At 62.4% G+C, this 12759-nt stretch carries 11 protein-coding genes and 1 pseudogene; 9 read left to right on the forward strand and 3 right to left on the reverse strand.

The annotated features are described in order from the left end of the window. Positions 1-57: 57 nt before the first annotated feature. Positions 58-1512, reverse strand: a complete 1455-nt coding sequence (gene thiI, locus APH44_RS26525) for a tRNA uracil 4-sulfurtransferase ThiI (RefSeq protein ID WP_054895283.1) — start codon at positions 1510-1512, stop codon at positions 58-60. Between the two features lie 480 nt (positions 1513-1992). On the opposite strand from thiI, the gene glnA reads away from it, so the two are divergent. The 4 genes from glnA (at position 1993) to ntrC (ending at position 6875) form a co-directional block, all read left to right on the forward strand. Then, positions 1993-3399, forward strand: a complete 1407-nt coding sequence (glnA, locus tag APH44_RS26530; RefSeq protein WP_054895284.1) for a glutamate--ammonia ligase — start codon at positions 1993-1995, stop codon at positions 3397-3399. A gap of 151 nt (positions 3400-3550) precedes the next feature. Then, positions 3551-4093 (forward strand): chorismate mutase, encoded by a 543-nt coding sequence (locus APH44_RS26535; protein WP_082420965.1) that lies wholly within the window; start codon positions 3551-3553, stop codon positions 4091-4093. Between the two features lie 263 nt (positions 4094-4356). Beyond that, a complete protein-coding gene (glnL, locus tag APH44_RS26540) occupies positions 4357-5442 on the forward strand; it encodes a nitrogen regulation protein NR(II) (RefSeq protein WP_054895286.1) in 1086 nt (361 codons plus the stop codon). Next, entirely contained in the window at positions 5439-6875 is a 1437-nt protein-coding gene (gene ntrC, locus APH44_RS26545) for a nitrogen regulation protein NR(I) (RefSeq protein ID WP_054895287.1), read from the forward strand. The genes glnL and ntrC overlap by 4 nt, the downstream gene beginning before the upstream one ends. A gap of 513 nt (positions 6876-7388) precedes the next feature. Here the strand turns inward: ntrC and APH44_RS26550 are convergent. Then, a complete protein-coding gene (locus APH44_RS26550; protein ID WP_054895288.1) occupies positions 7389-7826 on the reverse strand; it encodes a hypothetical protein in 438 nt (145 codons plus the stop codon). Between APH44_RS26550 and trmL the strand changes: the two genes are divergently transcribed. Continuing rightward, entirely contained in the window at positions 7825-8280 is a 456-nt protein-coding gene (trmL, locus tag APH44_RS26555) for a tRNA (uridine(34)/cytosine(34)/5-carboxymethylaminomethyluridine(34)-2'-O)-methyltransferase TrmL (protein WP_054895289.1), read from the forward strand. The genes APH44_RS26550 and trmL overlap by 2 nt on opposite strands. A 77-nt stretch (positions 8281-8357) precedes the next feature. Here trmL and gabP read toward each other — a convergent pair whose 3' ends face one another. After that, positions 8358-9746 (reverse strand): GABA permease, encoded by a 1389-nt coding sequence (gene gabP, locus APH44_RS26560; protein ID WP_054895290.1) that lies wholly within the window; start codon positions 9744-9746, stop codon positions 8358-8360. Positions 9747-10390: 644 nt separating this feature from the next. On the opposite strand from gabP, the gene APH44_RS26565 reads away from it, so the two are divergent. From APH44_RS26565 to APH44_RS29930, 4 genes and pseudogenes are all read left to right on the forward strand, one after another. Continuing rightward, positions 10391-11164, forward strand: a complete 774-nt coding sequence (locus APH44_RS26565; protein WP_054895291.1) for an ABC transporter ATP-binding protein — start codon at positions 10391-10393, stop codon at positions 11162-11164. Between the two features lie 12 nt (positions 11165-11176). Next, positions 11177-11929 carry an ABC transporter substrate-binding protein gene (locus APH44_RS26570; protein ID WP_054895292.1) on the forward strand — a complete coding sequence of 251 codons (753 nt, stop codon included), beginning with the start codon at positions 11177-11179 and terminating at the stop codon, positions 11927-11929. Between the two features lie 57 nt (positions 11930-11986). After that, positions 11987-12682 carry an ABC transporter permease gene (locus tag APH44_RS26575; RefSeq protein WP_054895293.1) on the forward strand — a complete coding sequence of 232 codons (696 nt, stop codon included), beginning with the start codon at positions 11987-11989 and terminating at the stop codon, positions 12680-12682. Next, positions 12679-12759 (forward strand): annotated as a pseudogene (locus APH44_RS29930) (ABC transporter permease); the annotation flags it as partial. The gene APH44_RS26575 and the pseudogene APH44_RS29930, both read left to right, overlap by 4 nt.

Raw genomic sequence — 12759 nt, forward strand, 5'->3', positions numbered from 1 at the left:
CGGGCCCGCAGGTCGGGAGGGCGATGGCGGATGCTGCCGCCATACAGCCCTGGCGTCTTATGCCGGACGATAAACACGCACATTGGCATGTCCCTCACTGAGCAGGTGGTGTGCGTGCAGACGGCTCATCACACCCTTGTCGCAATAAAGCAGGTACTGCCGGTTGGCATCGAGCTGCTTGAACTTGCTGTTGATCGCGTAGAACGGCAGTGCCTGGACCTCGACGCCGTCGATCTGCAGCGGTTCGTCTTCCTGGGCGTCAGGGTGACGGATGTCGATGACAATCTGACCTGGCAGCGCCTCGGCCACTTCCTCGATATCGATATCCTTGCCCAACTCGTCGATCACGTGGTCGATGGAGATCAGCTTGGCGCGTTCCAGGGCGCGCTCGAGCACCGCCATGTCGAACTGCTTCTCTTCATGCTCCATGCGGTGGCGCTTGGCATGGGTGGTCGGGTTCACCGAGATCACGCCGCAGTATTCGGGCATGTGCTTGGCGAAATCGGCGGTGCCGATCTGGTAGGCGGTATCGATGATGTCCTGCTTGTGGCTGGCCAGCAGCGGACGCAGCACCAGCTTGTCGGTGGCCGAGTCGATGATCGCAAGGTTGGGCAGGGTCTGGCTGGAAACCTGCGAGATCGCCTCGCCTGTGACCAGGGCGTCGATTTCCAGGCGATCGGCCATGCGCGCCGCGGCACGCAGCATCATACGCTTGAGCGTCACGCCCATATAACTGTTGTCGACCTTGCCGAGAATCTCGCCGACCACTTCCTCGAACGGCACGCTGATGAACAGCACGCGCTGGCTGCTGCCGTATTTCTTCCACAGGTAGTGCGCGACTTCCATCACGCCCAGCTCGTGGGCACGGCCACCGAGGTTGAAGAAGCAGAAGTGGGTCATCAGGCCGCGGCGCATCATCTGGTAGGCCGCCACGGTGGAGTCGAAGCCACCGGACATCAGCACCAGCGTCTGCTCCAGCGCACCCAGCGGGTAGCCGCCGATGCCGTTGTGCTGGTTGTGGATGACGTACAGGCGCTGGTCGCGGATTTCGATGCGCACCATCACTTCGGGGGTCTTCAGGTCGATGCCGGCGGCGCCGCACTGCTGGCGCAGCTGGCTGCCGACATAGCGGTCGACGTCCATCGAGGTGAAGTCGTGGTGGCCGCCGCGCTTGCAGCGTACGGCGAAGCGCTTGCCGGCCAGCAGGTGGCCGAAGTGCTGCCTGCATTTGTCGACGATGTCGTCGAAGTCGCCCAGCGGATACTCCTGCACCTGCAGGAAGTGGGTGATCCCTGGGGTGCAGGTCAGGCGTTCGATCATCTCGCGCTGGACTTTCTCGTCTTCGATGCGGGTGACCACCTCGAGATTATCCCAGACACCATCGACCACGAGCTCAGGATCCAGATCCTTGAGCACGTTGCGGATGTTCTTGCCGAGCTGGCGGATGAAGCGCTTGCGCACCGGCCGGCTCTTGATGGTGATCTCTGGGAAGACTTTGACGATAAGTTTCATTGGGTTAACAGCGCGCCCGGGGCCTGCCGAAAATGAGGGGCGCGAATTATAGCGGAAATGGCTCGAGGTTTGAGCAACTTTTGATCAGAGGTTTGTTCGAGGGGCTTTCAGGTGGAATTGATAGCGCTTGCAAAGGCCATTTCGCGGGCAAGCCCGCTCCCACAGGATCTGCGCCACCGGCAACCCCGTGGGAGCGGGCTTGCCCGCGAAGAGGCCCTCAAAGAACGCATCACGCATAAATAAGCGCACCAAAATGAAGCATTGGCGCGAGGAAATGCCTTTTATGAGTGCACAACCCCACTACCTTCCCTCGCCAAACACCCGCAAACGCCCACTTTCACGGTGCCCTCGCCATTTTCGGGCACTGGCATGCAATTTGCTCCCTTGTGATGCAGGTAAGCTTGGCCGACTATCCGCGCCCGGCGACACCCTTTTTCCAGGGCAGCGGCCAAGCGCACCCTAGACCATCCGGAGGACAACATGTCGAAGTCGGTTCAACTCATCAAAGATCATGACGTCAAGTGGATTGATCTGCGTTTCACGGACACCAAAGGCAAACAGCACCACGTCACCATGCCGGCTCGCGATGCGCTGGATGAAGACTTCTTCGAAGCTGGCAAGATGTTCGACGGCTCCTCCATCGAGGGCTGGAAAGGCATCGAAGCTTCCGACATGATCCTGCTGCCGGACGACTCGTCCGCCGTGCTCGACCCGTTCACCGATGAGCCGACCCTGATCCTGGTCTGCGACGTGATCGAGCCGTCCACCATGCAAGGCTACGACCGCGACCCACGCGCCATCGCCAAGCGTGCCGAAGAGTTCCTGAAGAGCACCGGCATCGGCGACACCGTATTCGTCGGCCCAGAGCCTGAGTTCTTCATCTTCGATCAGGTGAAGTTCAAGTCGGACATCTCCGGCTCGATGTTCAAGATCTACTCCGAGCAAGGCTCCTGGATGACCGACCAGGACGTCGAAGGCGGCAACAAGGGCCACCGCCCTGCCGTCAAAGGCGGCTACTTCCCGGTTCCGCCGTGCGACCACGACCACGAAATCCGTACTGCCATGTGCAACGCCATGGAAGAAATGGGCCTGGTCATCGAAGTTCACCACCACGAAGTGGCGACTGCCGGCCAGAACGAGATCGGTGTGAAGTTCAACACCCTGGTCACCAAGGCTGACGAAGTCCAGACCCTGAAGTACTGCGTGCACAACGTTGCCGACGCCTATGGCAAGACCGCAACCTTCATGCCGAAGCCACTGTACGGCGACAACGGCTCGGGCATGCACGTTCACATGTCGATCTCCAAGGACGGCAAGAACACTTTCTCCGGCGAAGGCTATGCCGGCCTGTCCGACACCGCCCTGTACTTCATCGGCGGTATCATCAAGCACGGTAAGGCCCTGAACGGCTTCACCAACCCGGCTACCAACTCCTACAAGCGTCTGGTACCAGGCTTCGAAGCTCCGGTCATGCTGGCCTACTCGGCCCGTAACCGCTCGGCCTCGATCCGTATCCCTTACGTTTCCAGCCCGAAAGCCCGCCGCATCGAAGCGCGCTTCCCGGACCCGGCTGCCAACCCGTACCTGTGCTTCGCTGCACTGCTGATGGCCGGCCTGGACGGTATCCAGAACAAGATCCACCCAGGCGATGCCGCCGACAAGAACCTGTACGACCTGCCGCCTGAAGAGGCCAAAGAGATCCCACAGGTTTGCGGTAGCCTGAAAGAAGCCCTGGAAGAGCTGGACAAGGGCCGTGCGTTCCTGACCAAGGGCGGCGTGTTCTCCGACGACTTCATCGATGCCTACATCGAGCTGAAGTCCGAAGAAGAAATCAAGGTCCGTACCTTCGTTCACCCGCTGGAATACGACCTGTACTACAGCGTTTGATGTGCGCGGCGCCTGCGCCGTGACCGTCTAGAGAACGGCCTCCTTCGGGAGGCCGTTTGCGTTTTCACATCCAGGATTTACAGAACCTTCCTACTAGAAGGTTAGTAAAATTGCTGCGAGACTCAGAGGCTCCAACCCCATGGAGACTCCCATGCGTCGTTCATTTATCACCTTCTCCTGCATCGCAGGGCTGTCCGCTTGCGTGAATGCCAACGAGCCCCGCTCCCCCTTCGATCCCCTGCTCGACAGCATCGAACAGCGACTGGAAATCGCCCAGGCTGTCGCACTGCATAAATGGGATCGCCACCAACCGGTTCAAGACAGCCCACGCGAGCGACAGGTACTGGCCAAGGTCGGCCAGGCAGCCAGTGCACATCGATTGAGCGCCGACCGTGCCGAACAGTTCTTTGCCGATCAGATAGAAGCCAACAAGCTCAGGCAGTACCACCTGCTCAACCAGTGGCACCTGCAACATCAAGCGCCTGATATTCCGCGCCAGGACCTCGCCAGCGAAATACGCCCCATACTGGATCAGCTCCAGGACCGATTGCTCGATGCACTGGCCGAGTTCGACCAACAACGTCCGCAGCGCTGCAGCGAAGCCTTGGCTGAAGCGATTGCATCGAGAACTACCGATGCCCCACGTCGCCTGTTCCTGATCAGGGCGACCGCCAACCTGTGCCAACGCCCCTGACGCTCTATGCTCTATATTGGTGCACAAAACCGCTGAACGCCCCGCAATGCACCCCAAATTAGGTCAGGAGAATCGGTAAACCAGGCTTTTCTGAGCCGATTTTGCGCATATCCAGCGCTTTATCGGGCAATTCCGCTTCTTTTCGGAGCCTTGGTTTGTTTCTTGCATTTTCAGGCTATCAGCGGATTACCAGCGTGCCCGCCCCTGGTCGAGCCAGGGGCGCCATGTGCCAGAACAGCGCCAAAAGAGGTCAACCACGCACCATGACCATCAGCGATGCACAGCACCGTCTGCTCCTGGACAACCTGACCACTGCCACCTTGCTGCTCAACAGCGACCTGCGCCTTGAGTACATGAACCCGGCAGCGGAAATGCTCCTGGCCGTCAGCGGCCAGCGCAGCCATGGCCAGTTCATCAGTGAGCTGTTCACCGAATCGACCGAGGCGCTCAATTCCCTGCGCCAGGCCGTGGAACAGGCGCACCCGTTCACTAAGCGCGAAGCCCAACTGACTTCGTTGACCGGCCAGAGCATCACCGTCGACTACGCCGTGACGCCGATCCTGCACCAGGGCAACACCCTGCTGCTGCTCGAAGTCCACCCGCGCGACCGCCTGCTGCGCATCACCAAGGAAGAGGCGCAACTGAGCAAGCAGGAAACCACCAAGATGCTGGTGCGCGGCCTCGCCCACGAGATCAAGAACCCGCTCGGCGGCATCCGTGGCGCAGCGCAGTTGCTGGCCCGCGAGCTGCCCGAAGACGGTCTGCGCGACTACACCAACGTCATCATCGAAGAAGCCGACCGCCTGCGAAATCTGGTCGACCGCATGCTCGGTTCGAACAAGCTGCCGTCGCTGTCGATGACCAACGTGCACGAAGTGCTCGAACGTGTCTGTAGTCTGGTGGAGGCCGAAAGCCAGGGCGGCATCACCCTGGTGCGCGATTACGACCCGAGCCTGCCGGACGTGCTGATCGACCGCGAGCAGATGATCCAGGCCGTACTCAATATCGTGCGCAACGCCATGCAGGCGATCGGCGGGCAGAACGAACTGCGCCTGGGCCGCATCACCCTGCGCACCCGCGCGGTGCGCCAGTTCACCATCGGCCATGTGCGCCACAGGCTGGTGGCACGGGTCGAAATCATCGACAACGGCCCCGGCATTCCCGCAGAACTGCAGGACACCCTCTTCTATCCCATGGTCAGCGGGCGCCCGGACGGTACCGGGCTCGGGCTGGCCATTACCCAGAACATCATCAGCCAGCATCAGGGCCTGATCGAGTGTGAAAGCCATGCCGGCCATACCACCTTCTCGATCTTCCTGCCCCTGGAACAAGGAGCCACAGCCCCATGAGCCGTAGTGAAACCGTGTGGATCGTCGACGATGATCGCTCCATCCGCTGGGTCCTGGAAAAAGCCCTGCAACAAGAGGGCATGACCACCCAGAGCTTCGACAGTGCCGACGGGGTCATGGGTCGACTGGCCCGGCAGCAGCCGGACGTGATCATCTCCGACATCCGCATGCCTGGCGCCAGCGGCCTGGACCTGCTCGCGCAGATTCGCGAACAGCACCCGCGCCTGCCGGTGATCATCATGACCGCCCACTCGGACCTGGACAGTGCGGTGGCGTCCTACCAAGGGGGCGCCTTCGAGTACCTGCCCAAGCCGTTCGACGTCGATGAGGCGGTGTCGCTGGTCAAGCGCGCCAACCAGCACGCCCTGGAACAGCAGGCGCTCGAAGCGCCGCCCGTACTCGCCCGCACGCCCGAGATCATCGGCGAGGCACCGGCGATGCAGGAGGTGTTTCGCGCCATCGGCCGGCTGAGCCATTCCAACATCACCGTGCTGATCAACGGCGAGTCCGGTACGGGCAAGGAACTGGTCGCCCACGCCCTGCACCGCCATAGCCCGCGTGCGGCTTCGCCGTTCATCGCGTTGAACATGGCGGCGATCCCCAAGGACCTGATGGAGTCCGAGCTGTTCGGCCACGAGAAAGGCGCCTTCACCGGTGCGGCCAACCAGCGGCGCGGACGCTTCGAGCAGGCTGACGGCGGCACCTTGTTCCTCGACGAGATCGGCGACATGCCTGCCGACACCCAGACCCGCCTGCTGCGCGTGCTGGCCGATGGCGAGTTCTATCGGGTCGGTGGCCATGTACCGGTGAAGGTGGACGTGCGCATCATCGCCGCGACGCACCAGAACCTGGAATCGCTGGTGCAAGCCGGCAAGTTCCGTGAAGACCTGTTCCATCGCCTCAACGTGATCCGCATCCACATCCCGCGCCTGGCTGACCGGCGCGAGGACATCCCGGCCCTCGCCCGCCACTTCCTGGGCCGTGCGGCGCGGGAACTGGCGGTCGAGCCCAAGCTGCTGAAGCCGGAAACCGAGGAGTTCATGCGCAACCTGCCTTGGCCTGGCAACGTGCGTCAGCTCGAGAACACCTGCCGCTGGATCACAGTGATGGCCTCGAGCCGCGAAGTGCTGATCGGCGACCTGCCGCCAGAGCTGCTCAACCTGCCGCACGATGCCGCACCGGTCACCAACTGGGAGCAGGCACTGCGCCAGTGGGCCGACCAGGCCCTGGCGCGCGGGCAGTCGAACCTGCTCGACAGCGCCGTGCCGAGCTTCGAACGGATCATGATCGAGACCGCGCTCAAGCACACCGCCGGACGCCGCCGCGATGCCGCAGTGCTGCTGGGATGGGGGCGCAACACCCTGACGCGCAAGATCAAGGAGCTGGGGATGAAGGTCGATGGCGGGGATGACGATGAAGGTGAGGATCACTGAGGTCTGACGCGTCGCGCTGCGCTCAACCGATCCAAAAGCAAGCCCCGCTCCTGTAGGAGCGGGCTTGCCCGCGAACACGGGCGTAGCCCGTGCCATGCACCGCGGTGTCTTTTTCGCGGGCAAGCCCGCTCCCACATTACCCCTCCAGCCCTCCCCTGCACCGATCCTGTGCCACTTGCACCTCGGCAAGGCACAAATCCCCTCCAATCCCCGCAAAACCGCCCTGAAAGCCCAGTATTTCCGGGCCTTTCAAAACTGGCACGCCCCCTGCAATAGGTACTGTATCTCCAGTTTCGGGGGCCTCGGTACAGGCAGGCCGGGATATCCCCCTCTTTTATTCGCAACACCGCCCGTTTCGGGGACCTCGGTACAGGCAGGCCGGGACTCCCTCTTTTATTCGCAACATCGCCCGTTTTGGGGACCTCGGTACAGGCAGGCCGGGACTCCCTCTTTTATTCGCAACATCGCCCGTTTTGGGGACCTTGGTACAGGCAGGCCGAGACATCCCCTCTTTTATTCGTGCAGCCTCACCTGCACCCGCCAGCGCCCAGCGTCCTCTGCAGCGGCCCACGTACCGCTCAGGGGACGCGCGGCCACCACCGTCAGCACCAGCCCTTCCTCGCTCTGCTGCAAGCGCCAGCCCACCGGCTTGCCCTGCAGGTTCAACTGCCCACGCTGGGCCTTGCCTTCGGCCTGAAACACCACGGCCACCGTACCTTCGACATTTTCGCCATGCAGCTTGGGAGCTTCGTTGAACCACAGGTCGAGGCCATCCTGCACCACCTCGATCCGCTCGAGCACACGCACATCAGGCGCGGTCAGGCGACCGATCATCAGCCCCACCATCACGCCGACGATCGCCATCGACAGCAACACCCGTGGCCAAGCCTTCGAACGCGGGTCCGGTTCGAGGGTAGAATGCTCGTCATCTTCGTGCCTGGAGCCGTGCATGTTTCACGTCATCCTCTTTCAACCAGAAATTCCGCCGAACACCGGCAATATCATCCGCCTCTGCGCCAACAGCGGCTGCGACCTGCACCTGATCGAGCCGATCGGCTTCGAGCTGGACGACAAGCGCCTGCGTCGTGCGGGGCTGGATTATCACGAGTATGCCACGCTCAAGCGCCACGAGAGCCTCGAAGCATGCCTGGTGAGCCTGGGACAACCGCGCCTGTTCGCCTTCACCACCAAGGCCTCGCACCCCTTCCATGAAGTGGCCTACCAGCCAGGCGATGCCTTCCTGTTCGGCCCTGAAAGCCGCGGCCTGCCCGCCGAGGTGCTGGACAGCCTGCCCGCCGGGCAACGCCTGCGCCTGCCGATGCGCCCCGGGTGCCGCAGCCTGAACCTGTCCAATACCGTGGCCGTCACGGTATACGAGGCCTGGCGCCAACAAGGCTTCGCCTGAGCAGGATCGCGATTCGCCGCCCATGAAAAAGGCCGCGTCCCTCACAGGACGCGGCCTTTTCATTTACGCGGTGCGGATCAGTTATCCAGCGCCACCTGCCCGGCAGCACCGCGTTTGCGGTGCAGCAGGAGGCCTGCCGCCACCACGGCGATGCTCAGCAAGGCCGTGGCGATGATCTCGATCCGGTGATCTTCACGCAGCGCCATCACCACCAGCACAGCCACGATGAAGGCGATGGTCGCCCAGGTCAGCCCCGGGAACAGCCACATCTTGAACGAGATCTTCTCGCCGCGCGCTTCACGCTGGGCACGCATGCGCAGCTGGGAAACGGCGATCACCAGGTACACCAGCAGCGCAATGGCGCCAGAGCTGGCCAGCAGGAACTCGAACACCTGGGCCGGGGCGACGAAGTTGGCGAACACGCAGAGGAAGGCCGCAGCGGTCGACAGCATGACCGCCCAGTGCGGGGTGCCCGCCTTGGTGGTGCGCTGGGCCACGGCCGGCGCGTCGCCACGCTTGCTCAAGGAGAACAGCATGCGCGAAGACGTGTACAGCGCCGAGTTCAGGCAGCTGGTGACGGCGATCAGCACGACGATGTCGACGATCAGCTTGGCATTGGGCACGCCGATCAGGCTCAGGACGGTCTGATAGGAGCCTTTTTCCGCAAGGGTCGGATCGTTCCACGGCACCATGGCCACGACCAGGAAGATCGACACCAGGTAGAACAGGCAGATGCGCCAGATCACCGAGTTGGTCGCACGGCTGATCTGCTTGCCTGGATCCTTCGACTCGGCGGCCGCGATGGTGACGATTTCAGTGCCCATGAACGAGAACATGGTGGTCAGCATGGCTGCCAGCACTGCCCCCAGGCCATTGGGCATGAAGCCCTGGGTATCGAACAGGTGGCTGACACCGCTGACCTGGCTGCCCGGCACCATGCCGAACATGGCCGCGCAGCCGACGACGATGAAGGCGATGATCGCCAGCACCTTGAGCAGGGCGAACCAGAACTCGAACTCGCCGTAGTTCTTCACGCTGAACAGGTTGGTGATGGTCAGTGCCAGGGTGATGACCAGCGAGAACGCCCACAGGTCGACGGCCGGGAACCAGGCATGCAGGATCGCTGCAGCGGCGTTGGCCTCCAGTGGGATCACCAGCACCCAGAACCACCAGTACAGCCAGCCGATGGTGAAACCGGCCCAGCGCCCGATGGCGCGGTCGGCGTAGGTCGAGAACGAACCGGTGTCGGGCGAGGCGACGGCCATTTCGCCGAGCATGCGCATCACCAGCACCACGAGGGTACCGGCAGCGGCATAGGCGAGCAGGACCGCCGGGCCGGCTGCGGCGATGGCGTGGCCGGAGCCGACGAACAGACCGGCGCCGATGACGCCAGCAATGGACAGCATGGTGACATGCCGTTGTTTGAGCCCCTGAGCGAGGTCATTGGAATTGTGCTTACCGCTCATAAAACTACCTTTGTAAGGAGTGGACCACCCGATTGCTGATAACGAAGCGCGCCAGGGGTTGATTTAGACGCCTTGGCAATCGGCGCTTTCCAGCTGGCAATAAGTGCGCCAGCGAGGAAAATCATTCGTCTGAATAATGTCTCAGTCCCGAATGGCGGGGCCTTGCGAGCATTTGGCCAGGGTTTGACCGAATGCCCATCGAGGCTCGCGGGCCAAGTGTGCATTACTGAAATACCCACTTACAAATGCACTAAAGGTAGTCCTTGGTAACACCTTTGCACCGATCAGGGGCACAAAAGGTGCAACCTCGGCGTGCAACCTTGAGTCGGTGGTGTGGCCTTCGCGGGCAAGCCCGCTCCTACGGTTTGGGCGGGGGGCGCGCCACCGAACAAAACCGAAACTCCTTCCCTCCCCCGCCCAAAACTGGCACCATCGCGCCTTTTTTCATCAAGGCTCCGGTGCCAAGCGCAACGCATTGCGGACATCCGCGCGACGTTGCACTGCAGCGATGCGACAAACTGTCCCGCCAACGACCCGAGCCCGCTGCGACCCGGTTGGCCGCCATTACGCCGCTATGCTAGCGTTGCGCTCGCCAGGAAGGCCGCCAACAGCTGGGAACGCACCCGAACACATGAGGACCGCACATGGCCCAGGCCACGCCCGCGCTGGAAATCCGCAATCTGCACAAACGCTACGGCGATCAGGAAATTCTCAAGGGCATTTCGCTGACCGCGCGCGACGGTGACGTGATCTCGATCCTCGGTTCGTCCGGTTCCGGCAAGTCCACCCTGCTGCGCTGCATCAACCTGCTCGAGAACCCGCACCAGGGTGAAATCCTCGTCGCCGGCGAAGCGCTCAAGCTCAAGCCCACCAAGACCGGCGACCTGATCGCCGCCGACAACCGCCAGATCAACCGTCTGCGCAGCGAAATCGGCTTCGTCTTCCAGAATTTCAACCTGTGGCCGCACATGTCGATCCTCGACAACATCATCGAGGCGCCACGCCGCGTGCTCGGCCAGAGCAAGGCCGAGGCCATCGAAGCGGCCGAGGCGCTGCTGAACAAGGTCGGCATCCACGACAAGCGCCACAGCTATCCCGCCCAGCTTTCCGGTGGCCAGCAGCAGCGCGCCGCCATCGCCCGCACCCTGGCCATGAAGCCCAAGGTCATCCTGTTCGACGAGCCGACTTCGGCGCTCGATCCGGAAATGGTCCAGGAAGTGCTTAACGTTATCCGCGCACTGGCCGACGAAGGCCGTACCATGCTGCTGGTAACGCACGAGATGAACTTTGCCCGCCAGGTGTCCAGTGAAGTGGTCTTCCTGCACCAGGGCCTCGTGGAAGAGCAAGGATCGCCGCAACAGGTCTTCGAAAACCCGACCTCGGCGCGTTGCAAGCAATTCATGTCCAGCCACCGCTAAACGGAGCAACACATGCAGACCTACAAGAAATTCCTCCTGGCCGCTGCCGCCACGCTGGTGATGTCGGCCAACGCCCTGGCCGCGGAAAAACTGCGCATGGGTATCGAGGCGGCCTACCCGCCGTTCAACAACAAGGATGCCAGCGGTAACGTGGTCGGCTTCGACAAGGACATCGGCGACGCCCTGTGCGCCAAGATGAAAGTCGAGTGCTCGGTCGTGACCTCCGACTGGGACGGCATCATCCCCGCCCTGAACGCCAAGAAGTTCGACTTCCTGGTGTCGTCGCTGTCGATCACCGATGAGCGCAAGCAGGCCGTGGACTTCACCGACCCCTACTACTCCAACAAGCTGCAGTTCATCGCGCCGAAGAACGCTGACTTCAAGACCGACAAGGCTTCGCTCAAGGGCAAGACCATCGGCACCCAGCGCGCCACCCTGGCCGGCACCTGGCTGGAAGACCACTACGGCAGCGATGTCGACGTGAAGCTCTACGACACCCAGGAAAACGCCTACCTGGACCTGATCGCCGGCCGCATCGACGGCATCCTGGCCGACAAGTACGTGCAGTACGAGTGGCTCAAGAGCAAGGACGGCCAGAACTACGAGTTCAAGGGCGATCCGGTGGAAGAGAGCGACAAGATCGGTATCGCCGTGCGTAAAGGCGACCCTCTGCGTGAGAAGCTGAACGCTGCTCTGAAGGAAATCATCGCCGACGGAACGTACAAGAAGATCAACGACAAGTACTTCCCGTTCAGCATCTACTGATACGCCCCGACTGGCACCGCCGCTGCGCGGTGCCGGTCCCTTGAACGCACCCTGCCCATGAATATCGACCTGCACGGATTCGGTCCGGCCATGTTGGCTGGCACCCTGATGACCGTAAAACTGGCGCTCTGTGCCTTGCTGCTGGGGCTGGTCCTTGGACTGCTCGGCGCACTGGCCAAGACCTCGACCATCAAGCCACTGCAATGGCTTGGCGGCACCTACTCGACCCTGGTTCGCGGCGTGCCCGAACTGCTGTGGGTCCTGCTGATCTATTTCGGCACCGTCGGGCTGATGAGCAGCCTCGGCGATGCCCTGAACATGCCCGGCCTCGAGCTCAGCGCCTTCGCCGCCGGCGTGATCGCCCTGGGCCTGTGCTTCGGCGCCTACGCCACGGAAGTGTTCCGCGGCGCCATCCTGGCGATCCCCAAGGGCCACCGTGAAGCGGGCCTGGCACTGGGGCTGTCGAAGGGGCGCATCCTCTCGCGGATCATCCTGCCGCAGATGTGGCGCGTGGCCCTGCCGGGCCTGGGCAACCTGTTCATGATCCTGATGAAGGACACGGCGCTGGTGTCGGTGATCGGCCTCGAAGAAATCATGCGCCACGCGCAGATCGGCGTGACCGTGACCAAGGAACCGTTCACCTTCTACGCCGTCGCCGCGTGCATCTACCTGTGCCTGACCATCGTCGCCATGACCGGCATGCACTTCCTTGAAAAACGCGCCGCTCGCGGCTTCATGAGGGCCGCGCAATGAACTGGGAAGTCATCATCAAGTGGCTGCCACGCCTGGCCCAAGGCGCGACCCTGACCCTGGAGCTGGTGGCCATCGCG

Origin of the sequence: Pseudomonas sp. NBRC 111143, assembly GCF_001320965.1 — a bacterium.
Taxonomy (GTDB): Bacteria; Pseudomonadota; Gammaproteobacteria; order Pseudomonadales; family Pseudomonadaceae; genus Aquipseudomonas; species Aquipseudomonas machongensis.

What these genes read in the sequence shown, in the direction of transcription:
- APH44_RS26565 (WP_054895291.1), top strand. Translation starts at nt 10,391, where the DNA reads ATGGCCCAGGCCACGCCCGCGCTGGAAATCCGCAATCTGCACAAACGC.
- APH44_RS26535 (WP_082420965.1), top strand. Translation starts at nt 3,551, where the DNA reads ATGCGTCGTTCATTTATCACCTTCTCCTGCATCGCAGGGCTGTCCGCT.
- glnA (WP_054895284.1), top strand. Translation starts at nt 1,993, where the DNA reads ATGTCGAAGTCGGTTCAACTCATCAAAGATCATGACGTCAAGTGGATT.
- APH44_RS26550 (WP_054895288.1), bottom strand. Translation starts at nt 7,826, where the DNA reads ATGCACGGCTCCAGGCACGAAGATGACGAGCATTCTACCCTCGAACCG.
- ntrC (WP_054895287.1), top strand. Translation starts at nt 5,439, where the DNA reads ATGAGCCGTAGTGAAACCGTGTGGATCGTCGACGATGATCGCTCCATC.
- gabP (WP_054895290.1), bottom strand. Translation starts at nt 9,746, where the DNA reads ATGAGCGGTAAGCACAATTCCAATGACCTCGCTCAGGGGCTCAAACAA.
- glnL (WP_054895286.1), top strand. Translation starts at nt 4,357, where the DNA reads ATGACCATCAGCGATGCACAGCACCGTCTGCTCCTGGACAACCTGACC.
- APH44_RS26570 (WP_054895292.1), top strand. Translation starts at nt 11,177, where the DNA reads ATGCAGACCTACAAGAAATTCCTCCTGGCCGCTGCCGCCACGCTGGTG.
- trmL (WP_054895289.1), top strand. Translation starts at nt 7,825, where the DNA reads ATGTTTCACGTCATCCTCTTTCAACCAGAAATTCCGCCGAACACCGGC.
- thiI (WP_054895283.1), bottom strand. Translation starts at nt 1,512, where the DNA reads ATGAAACTTATCGTCAAAGTCTTCCCAGAGATCACCATCAAGAGCCGG.
- APH44_RS26575 (WP_054895293.1), top strand. Translation starts at nt 11,987, where the DNA reads ATGAATATCGACCTGCACGGATTCGGTCCGGCCATGTTGGCTGGCACC.